The organism is Pseudomonas sp. HN2-3, assembly GCF_020691745.1.
GTDB classification, from domain to species: Bacteria; Pseudomonadota; Gammaproteobacteria; order Pseudomonadales; family Pseudomonadaceae; genus Aquipseudomonas; species Aquipseudomonas capeferrum.
Window position 1 is genome coordinate 2,212,459 of sequence record NZ_CP085704.1, and the last position, 23,837, is coordinate 2,236,295.

10 protein-coding genes are annotated in these 23,837 nt (G+C 64.4%); 1 reads left to right on the top strand and 9 read right to left on the bottom strand.

Annotated elements, in window-relative coordinates:
- Position 1: 1 nt before the first annotated feature.
- The gene (locus tag LJX93_RS10265; RefSeq protein ID WP_033697131.1) at positions 2 to 1,738 is read right to left on the bottom strand and encodes a type I secretion system permease/ATPase; all 1,737 of its coding nucleotides are present in this window, start codon (positions 1,736 to 1,738) and stop codon (positions 2 to 4) included.
- Between the two features lie 477 nt (positions 1,739 to 2,215).
- Between LJX93_RS10265 and LJX93_RS10270 the strand changes: the two genes are divergently transcribed.
- A complete protein-coding gene (locus LJX93_RS10270) occupies positions 2,216 to 13,744 on the top strand; it encodes a peroxidase family protein (protein ID WP_227697128.1) in 11,529 nt (3,842 codons plus the stop codon).
- 148 nt (positions 13,745 to 13,892) lie between these two features.
- Here LJX93_RS10270 and LJX93_RS10275 read toward each other — a convergent pair whose 3' ends face one another.
- From LJX93_RS10275 to LJX93_RS10310, 8 genes are all read right to left on the bottom strand, one after another.
- Positions 13,893 to 14,189, bottom strand: a complete 297-nt coding sequence (locus tag LJX93_RS10275) for a chorismate mutase (protein WP_047582030.1) — start codon at positions 14,187 to 14,189, stop codon at positions 13,893 to 13,895.
- Between the two features lie 57 nt (positions 14,190 to 14,246).
- Complete coding sequence (locus LJX93_RS10280; protein ID WP_033697136.1) at positions 14,247 to 15,032, bottom strand: ABC transporter ATP-binding protein; 786 nt, start codon at positions 15,030 to 15,032, stop codon at positions 14,247 to 14,249.
- Positions 15,033 to 15,043: 11 nt separating this feature from the next.
- Positions 15,044 to 15,799, bottom strand: a complete 756-nt coding sequence (locus LJX93_RS10285) for an ABC transporter permease (RefSeq protein ID WP_095065611.1) — start codon at positions 15,797 to 15,799, stop codon at positions 15,044 to 15,046.
- Positions 15,800 to 15,809: 10 nt separating this feature from the next.
- On the bottom strand, positions 15,810 to 16,562 hold the full coding sequence (locus LJX93_RS10290) for an ABC transporter permease (RefSeq protein ID WP_095065609.1): 753 nt from the start codon (positions 16,560 to 16,562) through the stop codon (positions 15,810 to 15,812).
- A gap of 180 nt (positions 16,563 to 16,742) precedes the next feature.
- Positions 16,743 to 19,190 carry a TonB-dependent receptor plug domain-containing protein gene (locus tag LJX93_RS10295; RefSeq protein ID WP_227697130.1) on the bottom strand — a complete coding sequence of 816 codons (2,448 nt, stop codon included), beginning with the start codon at positions 19,188 to 19,190 and terminating at the stop codon, positions 16,743 to 16,745.
- 72 nt (positions 19,191 to 19,262) lie between these two features.
- Entirely contained in the window at positions 19,263 to 21,506 is a 2,244-nt protein-coding gene (locus LJX93_RS10300) for a TonB-dependent receptor (protein ID WP_033697144.1), read from the bottom strand.
- Positions 21,507 to 21,710: 204 nt separating this feature from the next.
- Entirely contained in the window at positions 21,711 to 22,769 is a 1,059-nt protein-coding gene (locus LJX93_RS10305) for an ABC transporter substrate-binding protein (RefSeq protein WP_033697146.1), read from the bottom strand.
- Positions 22,766 to 23,830 carry an ABC transporter substrate-binding protein gene (locus LJX93_RS10310; protein ID WP_033697147.1) on the bottom strand — a complete coding sequence of 355 codons (1,065 nt, stop codon included), beginning with the start codon at positions 23,828 to 23,830 and terminating at the stop codon, positions 22,766 to 22,768. The genes LJX93_RS10305 and LJX93_RS10310 overlap by 4 nt, the downstream gene beginning before the upstream one ends.
- Between the last annotated feature and the right edge of the window lie 7 nt (positions 23,831 to 23,837).

Consider the following 23,837-nt stretch of genomic DNA (forward strand, 5'->3'; position numbering starts at 1 on the left):
GTCACTCCCGTACTTTTACCGACGCCAGCGGCGCCGCTGTGCCCGCCGGTATCACGCTGGCTTTACGCAGCGCAGCGAAGACTTCGTCGCGCGTGCCCAGCATCTGCACGCCGCCGTCACGCAGCATCAGCACTTTGTCGACGGCGCACAGCACGTTGGGCCGATGAGAAACCAGTATCACCGTGGCGCCACGCGCCTTGAGTTCAGCCAGGGCATCGACCAGGGCCTTTTCACCGACGTCGTCGAGGTTGGCGTTGGGTTCATCCAGCACCACCAGGTTGGGTTCGCCGTACAACGCACGGGCCAGGGCAATACGCTGCTTCTGGCCACCGGACAGTGGGCTGCCATCGGTACTCAGGCGGGTGTCGTAACCCTGCGGGAAACGCAGGATCATTTCGTGCACACCGGTGCTCTTGGCGGCGCGGATGACCGCCTCGCTGTCCACCTCGGCAAACCGCGCGATGTTGTCGGCGATGGTGCCTTCGAACAGCTCCACGTCCTGCGGCAGGTAGCCGAGCCAGGGGCCGAGTTCGCTTTTGTTCCAGTTGAAAATGTCGGCGCCGTCCAGGCGCACCTTGCCGGCTTGGGTCGGCCAGACGCCAACCAGCAGGCGGGCGAGGGTGGACTTGCCCGAGGCGGAGGGGCCGATGACGCCCAAGCTTTCGCCCGGCGCCAGGCTGAAACTGACCCCACGCAGAATGGTGGTGTTGGTGCCGGGGGCGCCGGCGAACACATTCTCCACAGCGAGCATGCCCACCGGCCGTTGCAGCGACATGCTCGGTGGCCGGCGTGGGTAGTCCTGCAGCAACTCGTTGAGCCGGCCCCAGGCCGTGCGGCAGCCGAGCAGTTGCTTCCAGGAGGCGATCACCTGTTCAACCGGCCCCAGCGCGCGGCCGGTGAGGATCGAACAGGCGATCATCATGCCCGGGGTGATCTTGCCTTCGATTGCCAGCAGCGCGCCGGTGCCGAGAATCAGCGATTGCAGGGTAATGCGCACAAAGCGCCCGGTACTGCTGATCAGGGCTGCACGGTCGGAGGCCAGGGTCTGCATCTGCAGGATGCGCAGGTGGCTCTGGTACCAGCGCTTGCTGATCGACGGCAGCATGCCCATGGCCTCGATGACTTCGGCGTTGCGCAGGTTGTTGTTGGCGTAGTTGGCGGAGGACAGTGCCGCGTGGTTGGCCTCGGCCAGCGGTTTGTGCGTGGCCTTTTCGGTGAGGTACGCCAGGCCCGCGAGGATCATCGAGCCGATCATCGTGACCAGCCCGAGCAGCGGGTGGATCAGGTAGCAGACCAGCAGGTAGATCGGCGTCCACGGCGCATCGAAGAAGGCGAACAGGCCATTGCCGGTCAGAAACTGGCGGACCTGCGCGAGGTCTTGCAGGGCCTGGGCCGGGTTGCCCCCGGCGCGGTTCAGGTTGCGCTCGAAGGCGGCGCTGAAGATGCGTTGGTTGAGGTCCATGTCCAGGCAATTGCCTACCCGGATCAACACCCGGGTGCGGATCATTTCCAGGGCGGACATCAGCAGGAACAGCCCCACCACCAGCAGGGTCAGCATCGTTAACGTGGTGATATTGCGGCTGACCAGGGCGCGGTCATAGACCTGGAGCATGTACACGGCTGGCGTCAACATCATGACGTTTATCACGCCGCTGAAGCCTGCCAGGGCGTAGAAGCTGCGGCGCAGGCGAAAAAGCGCCTCGGCCAATTCGGAACGGGTGCGCGGCTGCTTGTGCATCTGGGGCCTCCCTCTTCACAAAACCGGAGGCCGTTGCGGCGTCCCGGACAGCTCTAGCTGTGGCTTCTGATCGGCTCGCAGGCGGGTCGCTCTATAGGCGGGTTGTCCGAAAACGCTGCGTTGCTCCCACAAGCAGCAGCGTAGGTTGCAGAGAAATGTCTTGTAATATCATTTTGCTCTATAAATGCATTGAACTTCTCATAAGTCACGTAAAAACAGCGAGTTGCAACGCATTATCATCGAGGGTCATTTTTACGGCGGCTTATTGACAAGGTTTGACTCTACGACTTTAGTCTTGGTTATTCGGGCCCTGAATGGTTACCGGCAAGGCCGTACCTACAGGGATCGCGTTTGACCAGAAGTCATCGCCTGTACATCCCCGGAAAACCGAACCACGCACTGCGCACGTCAAACGACTGGGCGCGGGAAGGACCCTGTTGCCCCGCTTGTTTCTTCGATACATCGAGGGCAATTGAAATGGCCAATTTCAGCAAGTCGGACCTGGAGTTCATCCTCAAGCAGATCTTTATCGCCGAAGCCCACGCCAAGGGCGCCAACCTCATCGATCTGCTGCCCAATAGCCAGGTGCCGTTCGGCTTGCGCACCGTGGACGGCAGCTTCAACAACCTGGTGACCGGGCAAAGCGAGTTCGGCGCTGCCGACAACGCCTTCCTGCGCCTGCTCGACCCCGCCTACCGTGCGGCCTACGCCGGCACCGGCACGGTGGTCGACAGCCAGCCCCGCACCATCAGCAACCTGATCGTCGACCAGACCGCGAACAACCCCGCAGCGGTTGAGGCCAACGGTGGCGCCGCGCCGGTGATCAGCCCCGGCCTGGATGGCGTGTTCGGCACCGCCGACGACAAGCCTGTGTTTTTCATCCCCAACCAGTCGGCAGACGCGGGCCTGACCGCCGGCTTCAACGCCTGGATGACCTTCTTTGGCCAGTTCTTCGATCATGGCCTGGACCTGGTGACCAAAAGCGCCACCGACATCGTGTTCATCCCGCTGCAGCCCGATGACCCGTTGTTCGTGCCCAACAGCCCGACCAACTTCATGGTGCTGTCACGTGCCGTGCGCACGGCCGGCGCCGATGGCGTGGTCGGCACGGCCGACGACAGCCAGCCCAATACCACCTCGCCCTTCGTCGACCAGAGCCAGACCTACAGCTCGCACCCCTCGCACCAGGTGTTCCTGCGCGAGTACATGCTCAACGCCGCCGGCGACCCGATTGCCACCGGGCGCCTGATCACCAACCGTGACCTGGGCGCCGACGGCATATTCGGCACGGCCGACGACGGCGATGGCGAGAGTGGCGGCATGGCCACCTGGGCCGTGGTCAAGGCCCAGGCCCGCGACGTGCTCGGTATCAACCTGACCGATGCCGACGTGCATAACGTGCCGCTGCTGGCGACCGATGCCTATGGCAACTTCCTGCGGGGGCCCAACGGCATGCCGCAGGTGGTGATGCGCATCAGCAACGGCGCCGACGGTATTGCCGGGACTGCCGATGACGTGACCCAGTTGGTCGAAGGCAATCGCGCCGCGCCCATCAGCCTGGCCAACGCCGTGAGCACCGGACATGCCTTCCTCGACGACATCGCCCACAACGCCGCGCCGGTGGTGGTCGGCGGCGTGCTGCAGGCCGACGCCGACAGCGACGTGGGCAATGCGCAGCCGGTGGGTGCAGGTGGCAACAACCTGACCTATGACAACGAACTGCTCGACGCCCACTACATCGCTGGTGACGGCCGGGTGAACGAGAACATCGGCCTGACCGCCGTGCACCACGTGTTCCACTCCGAGCACAACCGCCTGGTCCAGCAGTCCAAGGACACCATCCTTGCCGCGGGCGACCTGGCCTTCCTCAACGAGTGGCTGGTGGATGACGTTGCCGCGATACCGACCACACCCGGCGCTATCGCGGCCTTGGTGTGGGATGGCGAACGCCTGTTCCAGGCTGCCAAGGTCGGCACCGAGATGCAGTACCAACACCTGGTGTTCGAGGAGTTCGCACGCACCATTCAGCCGCAGATCGACGAATTTCTGGCGCCCAATGGCTATGACACCTCGATCAACCCGGCCATCCTCGCCGAGTTCGCCCACGTGGTGTACCGCTTCGGCCACTCGATGCTGACCGAAACCGTCGACCGCCTGGACCCTGAGTTCAACCCGATCCTCACCGACCCCAACAACCCCGATCAGCAGCTTGGCCTGATCGCCGCCTTCCTCAACCCATTGGCGTTCGCCGGCAGCGGGGCGACTGCGGATGAAGCGGCAGGGGCGATCATTCGTGGCGTGACGCGCCAGGTCGGCAACGAGATCGACGAGTTCGTCACCGAAGCGCTGCGCAACAACCTGCTGGGCCTGCCGCTCGACCTGCCGGCACTGAACCTGGCACGCGGGCGCGATACCGGCATCCCCACCCTGAACGAGGCCCGCCGTGAGTTCTGGGCCGCGACCGGCGACAGCCAGCTCAAGGCCTACATCAGCTGGGTCGACTTTGCCGACCACCTCAAGCACCCCGCATCGCTGGTCAACTTCATCGCCGCCTACGGTACCCATGCCTCGATCACCGGGGCGACCACCATGGAAGACAAACGCGCCGCCGCCATGGCCCTGGTGTTCGGGGGCGAGGGTGCGCCGGCCGACCGCCTCGACTTCCTCAACGGCACCGGTGCCTGGGCCAACGTGACCCTGGCCGGCAAGGACGGGGTACTGGGCACTGCAGACGACGTGACCGGGGTGACCATCACCGGCGTTGACACCATCGACTTCTGGGTCGGTGGCCTGGCCGAGCAGAAGATGCCGTTCGGCGGCATGCTCGGGTCGAGCTTCAACTTCATCTTCGAAACCCAGATGGAGGCGCTGCAGAACGGCGACCGGTTCTACTACCTGTCGCGCATGGCGGGGACCAACTTCGGCACGGAGCTTGAAAACAACTCCTTCGCCAAGCTGATCATGCTCAACTCCGATGTCACCCACCTGTCCAACACCGTGTTCCTGACGCCCACCTTCACCCTCGAAGTGAACCAGGCCAACCAGTTCACCGGGCTGGGTGCCGACGGCAAGGCCGACCCGACTGGCGGCATCATGATCTACGGCCAGGAAATCGTGCCCCTGGTGATCCGCGACAACCCCGATACCGTGGGCGCCGACAGCAACTACCTGCACTACACCGGCCTGGATCATGTGGTGCTGGGGGGTACTGCAGGCAATGACATCATCATTTCCAGCGAAGGTGATGACACGCTCTACGGCGACGGCGGCAATGACCGCCTCGAAGGCGGCGCGGGCAACGATGCGGTGTTGGGCGGCGCGGGCGATGACATCATCACCGATTCGTTTGGCGACAACCGCCTGGAAGGCAACGCCGGCAACGACGTGATCGTCGCCGGCAGCATGGGCGTTGCCGGCAACCTGATCCTGGGCGGCGACGGCCAGGACTTCATCATCACCACTGAAGACATCAGCACCACCTTCGGCGGCCAGGGCGACGACTTCATCCTAGGCGCCAAGACCAACCTGCCACCGACCGGCAACGAGGGTGATGATTGGATCGAGATGGGTACCCAGGACGGTGCGCCCGGCGACAACTTGGCGCCCCTGCTGGGTGACGAAGTGATCGGCAACGACATCTTCGTCGGTGGCCCTGGCTTCGACGAAATGATCGGTGAAGGTGGCGATGACATCTTTGTCGGCAGCGATGCCCAGGACAAGATGGAAGGCATGTCTGGCTTCGACTGGGTGACCCACAAGAATGACAAGGTCGGTGTGACTGTCGATCTGAGCCTGGCCGCATTGGCGCAGCCCCATGGTAATGCGCCAAACCAGAATAATGGCGTGTTCAGCCCGGTCGGTGCGTCACCGGCCTCGATCCTCGACCGCTTTGCCGAAGTCGAGGGGTTGTCCGGTTCCAGGTTCGGCGATGTACTCAAGGGTGACGACGTCGATGCGGTCACCATCCTCAATCACGGCGGCACCACAGGCAGTGCGCTGACCAACGTGGCGTTGATCCACGGGCTGGAGCAGTTCCTTGCCGATGCAGGTTTACCCACCACCGGCTTTGCCACCGGCAACATCATCCTGGGCGGCAACGGCAGCGACCTGATCGAGGGCCGTGGAGGCGATGACCTGATCGACGGTGACAAGTGGATCAACGTGCGGATTGCGGTGTACGCCGCCGACGACGTCAACCATACCGGGCCGGAAATCGCCAGCTTCGACAGCATGGTCGACATGATCCCGTTCATGCTCGACCGCACCTACAACCCCGGCCAGCTCAAGGCCGTGCGGGAAATTCTGCCGGGCAGCTCGACCGGTGGTGCAGCCTTCGATACCGCGGTGTTTTCCGGGCTTCAGGCCGACTACGTGGTCACCCAGAACACCCGCGGCACGGCCGATGTGGCGGACGATGTGTGGACGGTAACCGATACCGTCGGCAATGACGGCACCGACACTCTGCTGCATATTGAGCGCCTGCAATTCTCCGACGGCCAGCGCGTGCTGGTGGCGGGCGTGAACGCTCAGCCTACCGGCAGCCCGACCATCACCGACAGCAATGCCGGCGCGATCACCGTGGGCGACATGCTGACCGTGAGCATGGCCGGGGTGCTGGATGGCGACAACATTTCACCGACCAACCCACAAGGGCTGCTCAACAACACGTCGGTGTCCTACTACTGGCAGTTCGAGGCCGACCCGGGCAGCGGTGTGTTCGAAGACATCATCCTGTTGCCGGCCGGCGACCTGGCGTTCCAGAGCGCCGATGGCACCGCGTTCAAGGTCTCGCCGGACCTGGCCGGGTTGTCGCTGCGGGTCAAGGCGATCTACCAGGATGCCCACGGCACCACCGAAGTGCTGTTCTCGCAGCCCACTGCCGTAGTCGAAGCGGGCGCGCCCGTGGTACCAACTGCACCAACGCCGGTGGTCGATGCCAGCGAAGGGGGAGAGGGTCTGCACATGGTCCGCTCCGACCTGAACTTCATACTGGCCCAGATCAAGATTGCCGAGGCCGATGCTGCCGGGCAGGATATCCTCTCGCTGATACCTAACATCCGGGCGGCCATGGGTCTGCGGACGGTCGACGGCTCGAACAACAACCTGATGAACCTCAACGGTATCAACAACACCCAGTTCGGTGCTGCCGACAACGTCTTCCCACGGCTGACAGACCCGGTGTTCAACCCGGCCGAAGGCGCGCCGGCCGGCTTCTTCGGCCCTGGCTCGCCGGCCATTCCCGGGTCTTCCTATCAGCAGACCAGCGGAGCGGTGTTCGACTCGCAGCCGCGTACCATCAGCAACCTGATCGTCGACCAGACCTCGAACAACCCGGCAGCTTATGCCACGGCCTACGACCCAGGCGCGGACGGTGTGCTCAACTTCGGCACGCCGGGTAACGACGACGTGCTCAAGGATGGCGTACGGGTGGTCGCCAGCCCTGGCATGGATGGCCAGTTCGGTACCACTGACGATCGCGATGTCTACCTGTTCGAAAACACCACGGCGGATGCTGGGCTGTCTGCACCGTTCAATGCCTGGATGACTTTCTTCGGGCAGTTCTTCGACCACGGTCTGGACCTGCTAACCAAGGGGGGATCAGGCACGGTGTTTATTCCATTGCAACCGGATGACCCGCTCTACGTGCCTGGTGGCAACACCAATTTCATGGTGCTGACCCGCGCCACCAACCAGCCAGGGCCAGATGGTCTTCTCGGCACCGCCGACGATATCCGCGAGCACACCAACACCACCACGCCGTTCGTTGACCAGAACCAGACCTACAGCTCGCATCCCTCGCATCAGGTATTCCTGCGCGGCTACCAGATGACCGACCAGGGCCCCGTCGCCACTGGCCGGCTGATCACCAACCGTGACCTCGGTACCGATGGCAAGTTCGGCAGTGCGGACGACAGCGAAATTGGCGGCATGGCGACCTGGAAGGTGGTCAAGGCGCAGGCTAACGACCTGCTCGGCATTCACCTCACCGATGCCGACGTCGGGAATGTTCCGCTGTTGGCAACTGATGCCTATGGCAACTTCGTCAAAGGGCCCAATGGCTACCCGATGGTGGTGATGAAGGGCGCCGATGGGCTGGGCGGCACGGCGGATGACGTGCTGGTCGAAGGCAACCCGCTGGCGCCGATCGACCTGACCAATGCCGTGCGCACGGGCCACGAGTTCCTCGCCGACATCGCCCACAATGCCGTACCGGTGTTCAACGCTGGCGTGCTGGCGCCCGATGGCGATGCCCTGGTGGGCAACGCCGTGCCGGTCAACCCGCAGACAGGCGCCAACCTGGCCTACGACAACGAGCTGCTGGATGCGCATTACATCGCGGGCGATGGCCGGGTCAACGAAAACATCGGCCTGACCGCCGTGCACGCGATCTTCCACGCCGAGCACAACCGGCTGGTGGCGCAAACCATGGACACCGTGCTCGATGCCGGCGACGTGGCCTTCCTCAACGAGTGGCTGCTCAACCCGGTGACCGCACTGCCTGCCAGCCAGGCCGAGATCGATGCGCTGGTGTGGAATGGCGAGCGGTTGTTCCAGGCGGCCAAGTTCGGCACCGAGATGCAGTATCAGCACCTGGTGTTCGAGGAGTTCGCGCGCACCATCCAGCCTCGCGTCGACCTGTTCTTCGCCCCGACCCAGGTGTATGACGTCGACCTCGACGCCTCGATCGTTGCCGAGTTCGCGCACACCGTGTACCGCTTCGGCCACTCGATGTTGACCGAGACCGTCGACCGTTACGATATCGACTTCAACGTGGTCAAGGACCCGGCCAGTGCCAACCCCGAGCAGCAACTGGGCCTGATCGCCGCGTTCCTCAACCCATTGGCGTACGCCGCCAGTGGGGTCACGCCAGAGGATGCGACCAGTGCCATCGTGCGCGGGGTGACGCGCCAGGCCGGTAACGAAATTGACGAGTTCGTCACCGAGGCGCTGCGCAACAACCTGCTGGGCCTGCCGCTCGACCTGCCGGCGATCAACATCGCCCGTGGCCGCGATGTGGGGATTCCTTCGCTCAACGCCGTGCGCCGCGACATCTACGAGCAAACCGGCGATACCCAACTCAAGCCGTACACCAGTTGGGTCGATTTGGTGCAGCACCTCAAGCATGCGGAGTCGTTGATCAACTTCATTGCCGCCTACGGCACGCACAGCACCATCACCGGTGCAACCACCCTGGTGGACAAGCGCGCGGCAGCCATGGCGCTGGTGTTCGGAGGCGACGGAGCGCCGGCGGACCGCCTGGACTTCCTCAACGGCACTGGGGCCTGGGCCAACGTGACACTGCCCGGCAAGGATGGTGTGCTGGGCACTGCCGATGACCTGAGGGCTGTGACAGTGACCGGGGTCGATGCCATCGACCTGTGGATCGGTGGCCTGGCCGAAGCGAAAGCACCCTTCGGCGGCATGCTCGGCTCGACCTTCAACTTCGTGTTCGAAAACCAGATGGAAAAACTCCAGGACGGCGACCGCTTCTACTACCTGGAGCGCACCTCTGGCCTGTCGATGAATGCCGAGCTGGAAAGCAACTCGTTCGCCAAGCTGATCATGGCCAACACGTCGGCCACCCACTTGCCGGGCCTGGTGTTCTCGGACCCGGCGTTCTACCTCGAAGTGGACCGCAGCAAGCAGTTCAACGATGGCCTGGGCAATGCCGACCCGCTGGGCGATAACGGTCAGCAGGTGGTGTTCCGCGACAACCCGCTGACTGCAGGGCCCGACACCAACTACATCCGCTACGCCGGTGAAGAGCACATCGTGCTGGGCGGCAGCAACGGCGATGACATACTCGTCTCTGGCGGTGGCGACGACACGGTCTGGGGCGATGCCGGCAATGACCGCATCGAAGGCGGCAACGGCAACGACCAGCTGCGCGGCGGTGCCGGTGACGACATCATCAGCGACGTGGGTGGCGACGACAACATCCAGGGCGGCGACGGCAACGACGTGCTGCACGGCGGTAATGGCGTCAACCTGATCATCGGTGGTTTTGGCAACGACTTCATCGTCACCGGTGAAGACGCTTCCGAAGCCATTGGCGGCCAGGGCAACGACTTCATCCTGGGTAGCAAGGCCAACGAACAGGACATGGGCAACGAAGGTGACGACTGGATCGAGAAGGGCACCTCGGACGGTGCGCCTGGCGACAACTTCGACCCGCTCGGCAACGACCCGGTGATCGGCAATGATGTGTTCGTCGGCGGCAACGAGAACGACAAGTTCAACGGCGAAGGGGGCGACGACATCATGGTCGGCAGCCTCGGCTTCGGTGACCGCTATATCGGCGGCTCGGGCTACGACTGGGCGACTTTCAAGGGCCTCGCCCAAGGCGTGAGCATCGATTTCACCGACCGCTTCTTCGATGTGCCGCCGGTGCCGGGCTCGGGCGCTTCGGCGCAGGTACGCTTCGACATCATGGAAGGCCTGTCGGGTTCGGCGCACGGTGACTTCCTGCGTGGCGACAATGAAGATGCCGCCTCGCTGCCCACCGCCGGTGCCACCGGCAGCGTGCTGACCAACATCAACCTGATCAACGGCCTGGCCGACCTGCTGGCTGCCGGTGCGACCTTCTACGACGGCGGCAACATCATCCTTGGCGGCAGCGGCAGCGACCTGCTTGAAGGGCGCGGCGGCGATGACATCCTCGACGGTGACAAGTGGCTCAACGTGCGCATCAGCGTGCGCGCCAACAGCGATGGCACCGGCCCGGAAATCGCCACGTTCGACAGCATGGAGCCGATGGTGCCGCTGATGCTCAACGGTACTTACAACCCGGGCCAGCTGGTGATCACCCGGGAGATTGTCAGCGGTACCGACAACTATGACACCGCCTTGTTCTCGGGGGTTGCGACCGACTACAGCGTCGTGGTCGATGGCAATGCGGTCATCGTCACCGACCTGGTGGCGGGGCGTGATGGTGTCGATCGGCTGACCGGCATCGAGCGGCTGCAGTTCTCTGACCGCGCCATTGCCTCTGGCGTCGGCACGGCCGTCAACGCCGACCCATCGGGCCACCTGGCGATCCTTGACGATGCCACGGGCGGGCGTGAGGACACACCGGTTGCCGGCCAGTTGCTGCGTGTCTCTGACCTGGCGGTGCACGATGCCGACAACGTCAGTGCGGCCAACCCGACGGGTGCGGTCAACGGGCCTGTGGCCTACTACTGGCAGGTCGAGCAACTGCCGGGCTCGGGTGTCTATGAGGACATCACCTTCGTCGCCGCAGGCGAAGCATCGCGGGCGATCGGCAGTACCTATCGGGTGACGGATGATGTGGCGGGGTTGAGCATTCGGGTACGGGCGGTGTATCAGGATGCCAAGGGCACCCTGGAGATCGTCGACTCCGCGCCAAACAGCGCACCGAGCGCCGGGCCGGCCGTGACCGGGCTGCTGGTGCAGAACCAAACACTGACGGCCGACCCGGCGACCATCGTCGACGCCGACGGCCTGAGCAATCCGCAGTTCAGCTTCCAGTGGCAGTCGAACCGCGGTGTCGGTTGGGTCAACATCGCGGGCGCCATCGGCAGCACCTTCGTCCTGACCCAGGCGCAGGTGGGGCAGAACATGCGGGTGGTGGTCAGCTACGTGGATGACTTCGGCGTGCAAGAAAGCATTGCCTCCGACATCCTCGACCCGGTGGCCAACGCCAATGATGCACCGACCGGTGCGGTTCTGATCAGTGACACTACGCCAGTCCAAGGGCAGACGCTGACGGCCCTAACCGGCAGCATTGCCGACCTGGACGGGCTGGGGGCGTTCAGCTTCCAGTGGCAGCAAGGCACTGGCGGCGTCTTCAGCGACATCATTGGCGCCACTGCGGCCACCTTCACCCCGGGCCTCAACCATGGGAACCAGCAACTGCGGGTGATCGTGCGCTACACCGACGGCTTCGGCACCCCGGAGACACTCACCTCGGCGGCGACTGCTGCAGTGCCAGGGTTGACGCTGGTCGGCACCAACGGTAACGACATTCTGATCGGCAGTACGGGCGATGACGTGATCTCCGGCCTGGACGGCGCCGACCTGCTGTTTGGCGGGCTTGGCAACGACATCCTCAACGGTGGGCTTGGCAACGACAGCCTCGACGGCGGGCTTGGCGCGGATACCATGACCGGCGGTGATGGCAACGATACCTATGTGGTGGATAACGCTGGGGATGTGGTGATCGAGGCGGCGGCGGGCGGTTCGGATACTGTGCGTACCACGTTAGCCAGCTACAGCCTGGGTGCCAACGTCGAGAACCTGACCTATACCGGGGTGGGCAACTTCGTCGGTAGCGGTAACGCGCTGGACAACATCATGGTCGGCGGTGTCGGCAACGACCTGCTCAATGGCGGTACCGGTGCCGACCGCCTGGTGGGTGGTCTCGGCAACGACACCTACGTGGTGGATAACGCCGCAGATGTGGTGATCGAGGTCGCGGGGGCCGGTACGGATACCGTGCGCACCACGCTAGCCAGCTACAGCCTGGGTGCCAACCTCGAGATCCTGACCTATACCGGGGTGGGCAACTTCGTCGGTAGCGGTAACGCGCTGGACAACATCATGGTCGGTGGTGTCGGCAACGACCTGCTCAATGGCGGTGCCGGTGCCGACCGCCTGGTGGGTGGCCTCGGCAACGACACCTACGTGGTGGATAACGCCGGGGATGTGGTGATCGAAGCCACAGGGGCTGGTACGGATACCGTGCGTACCACGTTAGCCAGCTACAGCCTGGGTGCAAACCTCGAGAACCTGACCTATACCGGCATAGGCAACTTCATCGGTAGCGGTAACGCGCTGGACAACATCATGGTCGGCGGTGTTGGCAACGACCTGCTCAATGGTGGTGAGGGTGCCGACCGCCTGGTGGGTGGTCTCGGCAACGACATCTACCTGGTAGACAATGCTGCAGATGTGGTGATCGAAGCTACAGGGTCGGGTACGGATACCGTACGTACCACGCTAGCCAGCTACGGCATGATCGACAATCTTGAGAACCTGACCTATACCGGCGTGGGCAATTTCGTCGGTGTCGGTAACACGCTGGACAACATCATGGTCGGCGGTGCTGGCAACGACCTGCTCAATGGCGGTGCGGGTGCCGACCGCCTGGTGGGTGGTCTCGGCAACGATAACTACGTGGTGGATAACGCCGGGGATGTGGTGATCGAAGCCACGGGGGCCGGTACGGATACCGTGCGTATCACGCTAGCCAGCTACAGCATGAGCAGCAATGTCGAGAACCTGATCTATACCGGGGTGGGCAACTTCACTGCTAGCGGTAACGCGCTCGACAACATCATCAGCGCAGGCGCTGGCAACGACTTGCTCAATGGCGGTGCAGGTGCTGATCGCCTGGTGGGTGGCCTCGGCAACGATACCTACGTGGTGGATAACACCGGGGATCTGGTGATCGAGGCCGCGGGGGCCGGTACCGATAGCGTGCGTACCACGCTAGACAGTTACACCCTGGGTGCCAACGTCGAAAACCTGACCTATATCGGAGTGGGCAACTTCGTCGGTAGCGGTAACACGCTGGCCAACACCATCAACGGGGGCACTGGCAACGACAGCCTCGATGGTGGCCTGGGCAATGACATCCTGAGCGGTGGGGCGGGCAACGACACGCTGTTCGGTGATGATGGCAACGACATCTTGTCAGGTGGTAGCGGCAGCGACTTCCTCAACGGCGCGATTGGCGATGACAGGGTCAACGGCGGCGCGGGTGATGACACGATGATCGCCAGCGATGGCAACGATACCTTCCAGTTCGGTGCGGGGTCTGGCGCCGACCTGATCATCAACTTCGATGCCAACCTGGTGGGCGGGCAGGACTTGCTGGATATCTCCGCGTTCAACATCACTGCGGCGACCTTCGCGGGCAACGTCACCATCGCCGATGTCGGTGCCGATACGCTGGTCAGCATTGGCGCTACCGACTCGATTCGCCTGGTAGGGGTTGCCGATGCCACGACTGTGACGGCAGCGGACTTCGTGCTGGCGGGGTGAGTCGCAAAGGTGAGGGCAAGGGATGCCCTCCAGGCTTGACATTGGGGCTGCTTCGCAGCCCATCGCGACGCAAGGCCGCTCCTACAAGAGATCGCATATTCCTGTAGGAGCGGCCTTGCGTCGCGATGGGCCGCAAAGCGGCCCCAACTCACTTCCGGTCTAACGCGGCATGCAGTCTCAGCTCTTCATCGATGAACGCCGCAATCATCGCCCGGTACACCCGTTCCACCACGTCGGGCGATGCCCCGGTATCACCGGCAATGGCACGCACTTTGGCAATCACCTGCTCGACCCGCGCCGGTGCGCGCACATCGTCGCGGGTCTTCTTGAAAGTCGCCGCCTGGGCGACCAGTTGGCCACGTTGGGCAAGCAGTGCGACCAGGTTCTGGTCGATGTGATCGATGCGCGAGCGAACGTCCTCGATCGAGGTGCAGCGTACGTCCATGTGGCGGGCTCCTTGAGGGTGTCGCAGCACAGTAGCACAGGCACGCTCGAATGCAGCTCAATGCCCCACCAGCTCACCCAGCAGCCGCTGCTTGTAAGCCTGCAACACGGTACTGTCACGTTCGCGCGGGTGCGGCAGGTCGATGCGCAGGTCTTCGCGGATTCTGCCCGGGTGGGCATCCATCACGATCACCCGGTCGCCCAGGTAAAGCGCTTCCTCGATGTCATGGGTGACCATGATCACGGTGCAGCGCTCCTGCACCCAGATGCGTTGCAACTCCTGCTGCAACCTTACCCGGGTCAGGGCATCCAGGGCGCCCAGCGGCTCGTCCAGCAGCAGCACCTTGGGTTTGTTCACCAGCGCCCGGGCAATGGCCGCGCGCTGGGCCATGCCGCCGGATAGCTGGTGCGGGTAGGCCTGTTCGTAACCGCTCAGGCCTACCAGGGCGATATGCTCAGCTACCAGGCGGTCCTTGTGTGTCGCCGGCATGGTGTGGTTCTTCAAGGCCAGGGCGATGTTCTGCTGCAGGGTCATCCACGGGAACAGGCGGTGGTCCTGGAACACGATGCCGCGTTCCAGGCCCGGCCCATGGACGGGCTGCTGGTCGAGCAGGATCTGCCCCTGGTAGGCTTGGTCGAGGCCGACGATCAGCCGCAGCAAGGTGGACTTGCCACAGCCACTGGCGCCGACAATGCTGACGAATTCGCCGGGCTGGATGTTCAGCTCGATGTCCTTGAGCACCTGCATCGGCTTGCCCTTGAGCGCGTAGCTTTTGCTCAGGCCGCGAATGCTCAGTGCGCCGTGGGTGGCGGTGGTGGGTAAAGCGTGGGCGATGGCGTTCATGATCGGGCCTTTCAACGGGTCGGGCGCCAGCGCAGCAGGCGGCGGGAGAGGAGGGTGCAGAGCCAGGACATCAGGTAGCCGCACAGGCCGATGCACAGCACGCAGACCACAATGATCTCCATGCGTGCGCCGGCCTCGGCGTTCATCATCAGGCTGCCAAGGCCTGCCCCCGAGGACAGGAACAGCTCGCTGCCCACCGAGGTCACCCAGGCGAACGCCAGCGCCTGCAAGACGCCGGCGGCGATGCCCGGCAAGGCGGCGGGCAACAGGATCAGGCGCAACTGCTGTGCGCGGCTGAGCATCAGCACCCGGGCCGCTTCGCGGTGCTGGCCCTCGACCTGGCGCAGGCTTTCGAAGGTGTTGAGCACCATCGGGTACAACGCCGCCAGGCTGACGATGAGCAGCTTGGCACTTTCGCCGTTGCCAAAGCACAAGGCGATCAACGGGATCCAGCCCAGCATCGGTACCTGGCGCAGGGCGTGGAACAGCGGCGCGATCAGGCGGTTGGCCGGTGCCGACAGGGCCATCAGCGCCCCCAAGCCGATGCCACCGACAATGCCCAGCGCCAGGCCTGTGCAGGTTCGCAGCAGGCTCGCCCACAGGTTGACCAGCAGCTCGCCGCTGCCCAGCAACTCGACCCAGGCCGCACCCACCTGGGCCAGCGGCACAAAGGCATAGGCGCCAGCGGCGTCCTGGCGCGAGGCATACTCCCACGCTACGAGCAGCAGCAATGGCAGCACCAGGCCACGAAGACTCTTCAGGTTCATCAGCAACTCCTTAGCGGCTCTGCCAGCGGGTAAACCGTCGCTCGACGCGACGCAGGCCGAAGTCCAGGGTAAAACCAATCACCCCGGTGATCACCACCCCGACCATCACCACATCGATACGCAGCATCTGCCGGCCCATTTCGATCATCTGCCCCAGCCCACTGTCTGCAGCCAGCAGCTCGCACGCCACCAGCACCACCCAGGCGCGGGTCAGGGCCACGCGCACGCCGGTGACGATCGCGGGCACGGCAGCGGGCAGGGCGATAAGGCCGACCAGCGTGGTCCAGTGCAGGCGGTACACCGCTGCGACTTCAAAGTGGCTGCGCGGGATGGCGCGCACCCCTTCACAGGTGGCCAGGGCCACGGGGAAGAACGCGGTCTTGGCGACGATGACGATCTTGAAGGTTTCATCGACGCCGAACAGCAGCACGAACATCGGGATCAGGGCGATGCTGGGGATTTGCCGGAGGGTGTGAAACAGCGGCGCGCAGTAGGCCTCCACGGTTTTTGACAAGGCCAGGGCGGTGCCGAATGCCAGGCCCGCCAGCGCACCGACGACAAAGCCCAAGGCCAGGCGCGAGAGGCTGCCAGTGAGGTGCTCCTGCAGTTCGCCGGTGGCCAGCAGGTCGGTGAAGCTGTGCCAGACCTCCAGCGGCGGGATAAGCAGGTTGGCAGGGAACAGCCCGGCGTTGGCCAGCAGGGCCCAGAGGGCGAGCAGGGCCACGGGGGAAATCAACCAGGAGAGGAGCGAGAGCAAGCGCATGGCAGGCCTTGGGGGGAGCAGACGATGGAAAGGGCTATCGCAAGAGCTGTGCCAGGCGGCCGGGGCCCGGAAATACGGCGGCTGAGGAAGGGGTGATGCTGGAGCAGCACAGGGCTGCTGCTCCAGCAGCAGGCTGCCAGCAACATGGGGTCTTCGCGGGTGAACCCGCGCCCACAAGGATCAGAAGTCGTAACTGACGCTTGTGTAGTAGAACGCCCCCTGTGCGCCCTCGGGGCTGGTGATGGAATACTTCGGCACCCCATACAGCTGCGCGCCTTCCAGCTTGTCCGGGTGGCTGTCGAACAGGTTGATCGCGCCCGCCGACAAGGTCAGGCCCAGGTCAAAGCGGTACGACACATCCAGGTCGGTCACCCATTGCGCGCCGAAGGTCTGGTCCAGCGTCGGGTTGGCGGCGTTGCGGCTCTGCCACTCGCCATAGCGTCGCTGCGCCACGGTGACGCTCCAGCCGTCGTACAGCCAGTTGGCGCTCAAGGTCAGCTTGTCTTTGGGCGTACCGTCCTCGATCAGGCCCTGGGTGTTGCGGCCGATGATCTGGTTGCCGGGGATGCTGCCAACATCGTCCAGCCCGGTGATGCGGGTATTGTTGCGTGCATAGCCGCCATTGAAGTCCAGGCGCCCCCAGCGGCCCACGTCCAGTTGGTAGCGGCCGGCCAGTTCGAACCCGTCGGTGCGGGTGTCGGCGATGTTGCTGTAGAACGCTGCGCTCTGGATGTTGGCGTAGGGCGTACCCGCGAAGATCGGGCCGACCACCGAGGCCGGCAACTGGTCGGACAGGGTGATGCGGTTGTCGATGTCGATGCGGTAGGCATCGAGCGTGACCGAGGCATTCGGCAGCGGGCGCCAGACCAAGCCTACGGAGAAGTTGGTCGACTCCTCGGGCTTGAGCGACTTGCCGCCCAGCAGCGCTGCCTCCGGGCTGTCGGCGCGCAGGGTGCGTTGTTGCACCTCGACCCAGTTGCCACTGCCCGGCGGCTGCTCGACCACCTGCACACTGAACGACGACAGCCCGCTCTGCACCAGCGACGGTGCGCGGTAGCCGGTGCTGGCGCTGGCCCGTGCGGCGATTTGCGGGGTGAAATCGTAGCGCAGCGACAGCTTGCCGTTGGTGGTGTCGCCAAAGTCCGAATAATGCTCGCTGCGCACCGCGACGCCAGCCTGGAATTTCTCGGTCAGCTGGGCTTCGACATCGAAGTAGGCACCGATCACCCGGCGGTCGAGCGACACGGCATCGACCTGGGTGATGCCTGAGTAATAGCCCGGAATCCGTCGGCCAGAGACTGGGTCCAGGGTGTTGAACAGCGGCCCGTTGGACCAGCCGGCTGCATCACCTGCCGTCAGGTCGTAGTTTTCCTGGCGCCAGGCCAGCCCTGCCGAAACGGTCAGCGGCTTGAACAGCCAGTCGTTGGCGAAGTCGCGGGTCCAGTCCAGGGTCAGGTTGGTCTGGTCGGCCTCGCGGCGGCCGGTGTAGATCGTCGATGGGCTGGCGTTGCCCCAGCTGGGGTTGATCGCGTCGCGGTCGGTAGAGTCGACGCGGTTATTGCCGTAGTTCAGCGCCAGGTCGAAGTGGCCCAGGGTTTCGTCTTCGAAGCGCAGGCCGCCGGTGACGGCGTAGTCTTCCAGGCCATAACGGGTCACCGGCAGACGGCCGTCGGGGTAGCGCGCCAGGGCCACGCTGCCATAGTTGTTGCGCAGGGTGGTGGGCGGGTCGAAGAAGTTCTCGGCATCGGTGTTCTTGTGCGCGTAGGTGGCGAAGCCGTAGGCGCTGAGGCCCTCGGTGAGGCCCATCTCGGCGTTGGCGGTGAAGTTGTACTGGTCGGAAACGTTGCCCGAGCCCCAGCGCCAGTTGCGGTAGCGGTTGTTCTGCTCGCGCGGGGTGTCGATGCTGGTCGAGCCGGGGTAGAACAAGCGGTTGTCGTCACGGGTATCGCTGGCCGGGTCCTGGCTGCCGGCGTCGAAGGCCAGGGTCAGGAAGCCGTCGTTGGGCAGGGCAAAGCCTTTCCAGCCGCTGAGCTTGCGCTGCAGGCCGTCGCCCTTGTTGTAGCCGCCGAAGCGGTAGCCGGCGTTGCCGCCTTCATCGCGCGCCTTGAGCACGATGTTGATCACCCCGGCGATGGCGTCCGAACCATACTGGGCAGCAGCGCCATCGCGCAGGATCTCCACCCGTTCGATGGCTGACAGCGGGATCAGGCTGAGGTCCACCGCTGCGGCACCGCGGGCGTTGACCAGGCCCTGACGGGTGACGTTGGCGCTGGTGTGGCGGCGTTTGCCGTTGACCAGTACCAGCACCTGGTCGGAGGCCAGGCCGCGCAACGAGGCGCCCTGGGCGATGGAACCGGCGAATGCGCCCTGTGGCGACTGCGGGAAGCTGAACGACGGTGATAAGGCGGTGAGCGCGGCAGACAGGTCGCTGGCGCCGGTTTCCTGCAGTTTCTCGCCGCTGAGGACGTCGACCGGCGCGGCGCTCTGCAGGGCAGTGACGTCGCTGCGGTGGGTGCCGACCACGACCACGGTGTCGAGGTTGGCGGCGGGTTCGGCGGCGAATGCGGGCACGGCAAGGCTGCCGATGGCCAGGGCGATGGCGCTGGCCAAGGGGGTGTAGTGGGGCATGGGAATAATCCTTAGTAGGCGTTGTTGCCTTGCGTCGCGATGGGCCGCGCAGCGGCCCCTTTGTGAGAAAAATCAGAACCGGCTGGTGACACTCAGCCCGACCGTGCGCGGGTCGCCGTAGGTGATCACGTACTGCCCGGCAGTGCCGTTGGGCCGGCCATGCACCTGGTAGCGGCGGTCGGTGAGGTTGTTGACGAAGCCGCTCACGCTCAACTTGTCATCAGGGCTGAACCAGGTCAGGCGGGCGTTGGCCAGGGTGTAGTGCGGCTGGCTGAGGGTCTCGTCGGCACTGCTCTGGCGGTCGGCGAGGAAGTATTCCTTGTCGCGGAAACTCACGTCGCCGCCGGCCACCAGCTTGCCGCCGACCTGAAGCGGTATGGTGTAGTCGGCACCCAGCGACACCACGTTGCGTGGCGAGCGCACGAAACTGTTGCCGCTGTAGTCACCGGTCACCGCGCCCGTGGTGGGGTTGGTGTTCTTGAAGTCGGTGTACTCGGTGTCGAGGAACGACACCGCCGCGCGCAGGTGCAGGCGGTCGGTCGGTTGGCCTTCGATCTCAAGCTCGGCACCTTTGACCGTACCTTTGGCACCGTTGGTCAAGGCGGTGGTGAGTACACCATTGTTGACCGTCAGCAGGTTCACCTGGATGTCCGAGTAGTCGTAGTAGAAGACGTTGGCGTTGACCGTCAGGCGGCGGTCGAACCACTCGGACTTCAGGCCAAGCTCGTAGGCATCCAGTTCTTCCGGGTCGACCGTGGTCAACTGCGCAAGGCTGGTCGACAGCCCGGTGTTGAAGCCGCCGGAGCGGAAGCCATGGGCGTAGCGGAAGAACACCCGCAGGTTGTCGTTGATGCGGTACTCGGGGGTCAGGTCGTAGGTCCAGGCTTCCCAGGTCTTGTCTTCCTGGCGGTTGCCGTTGCTGCCCACGCCGCCCAGCGGGATCAGCGGGCCGTTGGCCGTGGCGCGGGTCAGTTGCACCAGGTCCAGGTCGATGTCCTTCTTCTCCTGGGTCCAGCGCAGGCCGCCGGTGACGCTGAAATCATCGGTGAAGTCGTAGGTCAGGTTGCCGAACAGCGCGTAGCTGTCGGTGCGGTGGTCATAGCCCAGGTCGCGCAACGCAGTGGTGCCAACCTGGTTCGAGCCGGTGCCGTTGGGCGTCGGGCCTGGGGTGACGATGCGCTGGGCCGAGCTGTCCAGGTCTTCATGGAAGTAGTGGGCGCCCGCCAGCCAGTGCAGCGGGCGGTCTTCCGGCGATGCCAGGCGCAGCTCCTGGGACCACTGGCGGTAGCTGTTGTCGGTGATTGCCGCGCCGTTGACTTCATAGGGGGTGTAGTCGGCGTCGCTGGTGGAGCGGTTGCGGATGTAGTCGTAGGCACTGATCGAGGTCAGGGTGTAATCGCCCAGGTACCAGTTGAAGGTCAACGACGCGCCGTCGTGGTCGAGGCGGTAGTCCTCGTTGACGTTGAGCGCGATATCGCGGCCATTGGGGCGCTCGTAGCCGACGTTGTAATAACGGCCCACCGGCAGCGAGCCGTTGCTGCCGTCGCCCTTGAACTGGCGGCTGTGCAGCTTGAGCAGGGCGTCCAGGTTGGGGTTGAGCTGGGCCAGGAACTGCAGGCGGATCGCCTTTTTGTTCACGTCGCCATAGGTGTTGCCGTCGAAATCGTTGTTCTGGAAGCCATCGCGTTCTTCGGAATACAGCGATACCCGCCCGGCCAGCTTTTCGTCCACCAGCGCGCCACCGATGGCACCGGTGACGATGCGCTCGTTCTTGCTGCCGAAGCCGACGGTACCGTAGCCGTCGGTGTCGAAGGCCGGCTTTTTCGAGATGACATTGACCGCACCGGCGGTGGTGTTCTTGCCATACAAGGTGCCCTGCGGCCCGCGCAGGATCTCGATGCGTTCAAGGTCGAACAGGGGGCCGCCCCCGGCGATCGGTGCATTGAGGTAGACGTCGTCGGCGTAGATGCCCACCGGGAAGACCGTCGCCGCACCGGTATCACCGGTGCCCAGGCCGCGGATGTACCAGCGCGGGCGGCCATCGCCGTCGGGGTTCTTGGCCGAGGCGTTGGGCACGAAGGTGGTGATGTCGCCCATCGAGCGCACGCCATCGGCGGTGATGCTGGTGCCCTTGATCGCCGACACGGCGACGGGCACTTCCTGCAGGGTCTGCTCGCGATGCTGGGCGGTGACGGTGACGGTTTCCAGGGCTGGCTCGGCCTTGGTGTCTTCGCCGGCGGCGACGGCTTGGCCGCCGGTGCTGGCCAGCAGCAGTGCAAGGCTGATCTGGCGGGCTAGTGGATGGCGCTGGTGCATGGTGAATCTCCCCGTATGTAAAGCGTTGTTGGGGAGAGCTAGAGCAGGGACTGTGCCAGGTTGATAAATTATTGATTTATATAGGTTATTTGATTTGATTTGTAGGTTGTTGCCGATCTGGCAGCAGTGGGGTGCTTGGCGGGTGCTGCTGGGGCAGCAGCTGCTCATCAGGAATGCTGGGGCAGCCAAGCGGCCCCCCTGCAATCACACCGCCAACCGCGAAGTCGAGCCGATCACACTCTCCAATACCCTGAAGTCGATCCATTCGCGCACGTCGAACCGGCGCGGTATGAACCCCCACCTGAACAAGAACTCGGTAAAGTCCTGCAACGCGTCGATCGAACGCCCATCCAGCGTCGTGCGCAAGCGCCGGTGGGCATCATCACCGTAAGCTGCCGCTACCCAGTACTCGCTGGTGTTCAGTTCGCGCGCCAGAAAACGCCGGGTCTCCTCCGGGTTGGCCCAGGCCCACTGCTCGGTGCGCAGCACGGTGTCGACCAGTGTGCGGCTGGCATCGAAGTGCTCTTCCAGCAGGTGCCTGTCCACGGTCAAGGTGCGCGGCGTACCGTTGTTGCTGCGGATCAACGGGTCGGGGTGGCTGCCGGTGTCGACCACCACCCGCAGGCCGAACTCGTGGGCCAGGTGTACCGCGTGGGCGCCCTTGAGGAAGATCGCGTCGATGTCGCCGCGCAGCAGGCCGATCAGCTCATTGTTGCGCCGGCTGAAGCGGCTGGTGTCCAGGCTCACTTCGGCGCCGTACAGGTGCTGCTTGGCATCGTCGCTGTAGGTGCCGCCGTAGGGGTAGTCGACCCGTTCGACATCAGCCACGCTCAGGCCTTCGAGCTTGAGCGCGTTCTCCAGCCCGCGCAGGGCCTGCGCGCGGGTGAAGTCGATCTGCACGTTGGCCCACTTGGGCAGGCCGAAGCGGCGGTTTTTCAGGTCGCGGATACTGCGCACACCGCTTTCTTCGGTGGTCAGAATCAGCTGCACCTCGTCGCTCCACGACAGCCCCAGCACCCGGGTTTCGACCCCGCTGGCATAGGCCCAGATCGCCGGGATGTTGCCACCGTGGCGCACGGAGTTCTGCAGGTGATGGTCGTAGTGGGCTTCGCGCACCTCCCGTTCGCTGGACTCGCGTAACGACTGGATGTTGGTGCCGAACGGCGCAAAAGCTTCGGCCAGGCGCCCGGATTGCACGGCAATGCCGAGCCCGGTGGGCACAGGGCTGTGGGTGTACCAGAGAGTTTCCAGTGGCTTGGTCATGGGGTAATGGGCTTCCTGTCCAGGGGGGTGGGTGCCAGCAAGTGGTCCAGCGGTTGGCGGTCGATCCAGTCGCGTACCTCGAAACGGTTCGGGATGAAGCGCCAGCGTTTGAGAAATTCGACAAAATCTTGCAGGGCGTCGATGGCCTGCTCCTCCAGCCGGGTGCTCAGGCGCAAGTGGGCATCGGCGCCGTAAGCGACCGTGACCCAGTATTCGCTGCTGTTGGTTTCCCGGGCCAGGTAGCGGCGGGTTTCGTCGGGGTGCTGATGGGCCCAGCGCTCGGCGCGCAGTACTGACGACAGCAAGGTGCGCACCACCTGCGGGTGCTGCGCCAGCAGGTGGCTGTCCACCGCCAAGGTACGCGGCGTGCCGTTGTTGCTGCGGATCAGCGGGTCGGGGTGGCTGCCGGTGTCGATCACCGTGTGCAAGGCAAAGGCATGGGCCAGTTGCACGGCGCTGGCGCCCTTGAGGAAGATGGCATCGACCTCGCCGCGCAGCAGCCCGGCCAGCTCCAGGTTGCGGCCTTCGCTTTGGCTGCTGGATACCGGTGTACCGGCCACATTGCGCACCGGGCGGTCGCTGAAGGTGCCGTCGTAGTGGTAGTTGACCAACGCCACGTCGCCCACTTGCAGGCCTTCGAGCTTCAGGGCGTTTTCCAGCCCACGCAAGGCCTGGGCGCGGGTGAAGTCGATCTGCGCCGAGGCCCAGTCGGGCAGGCCGAAGCGGCGCCCCTTGAGGTCTTTGACCGTGTGGATGCCACTGTCTGGGCGGGTCAGGATCAACTGCGCCTCATCGGCCCAGGACAGCCCGATCACGCGTGTGTCCCGCCCTTGGGCACGGGCCCAGATCGCCGGAATGCTGCCACCGTGGCGCACCGAGTTGCGCAGGCTGTGGTCGAAGTGCGATTCGCGCACCGCCTGCTGGTCGGCCTCGCGCAGCGACTGCACCTGGGTGCCGAGGCTGGCCAGGTCGTCCTGCAGCCAGCCTTGCTGCACGGCGATGCCCAGGCCGGTGGGTACTGGGCAGCGGGTATACCACAGGGTGTCGAGGGGGTTGCTCATGTGCTTG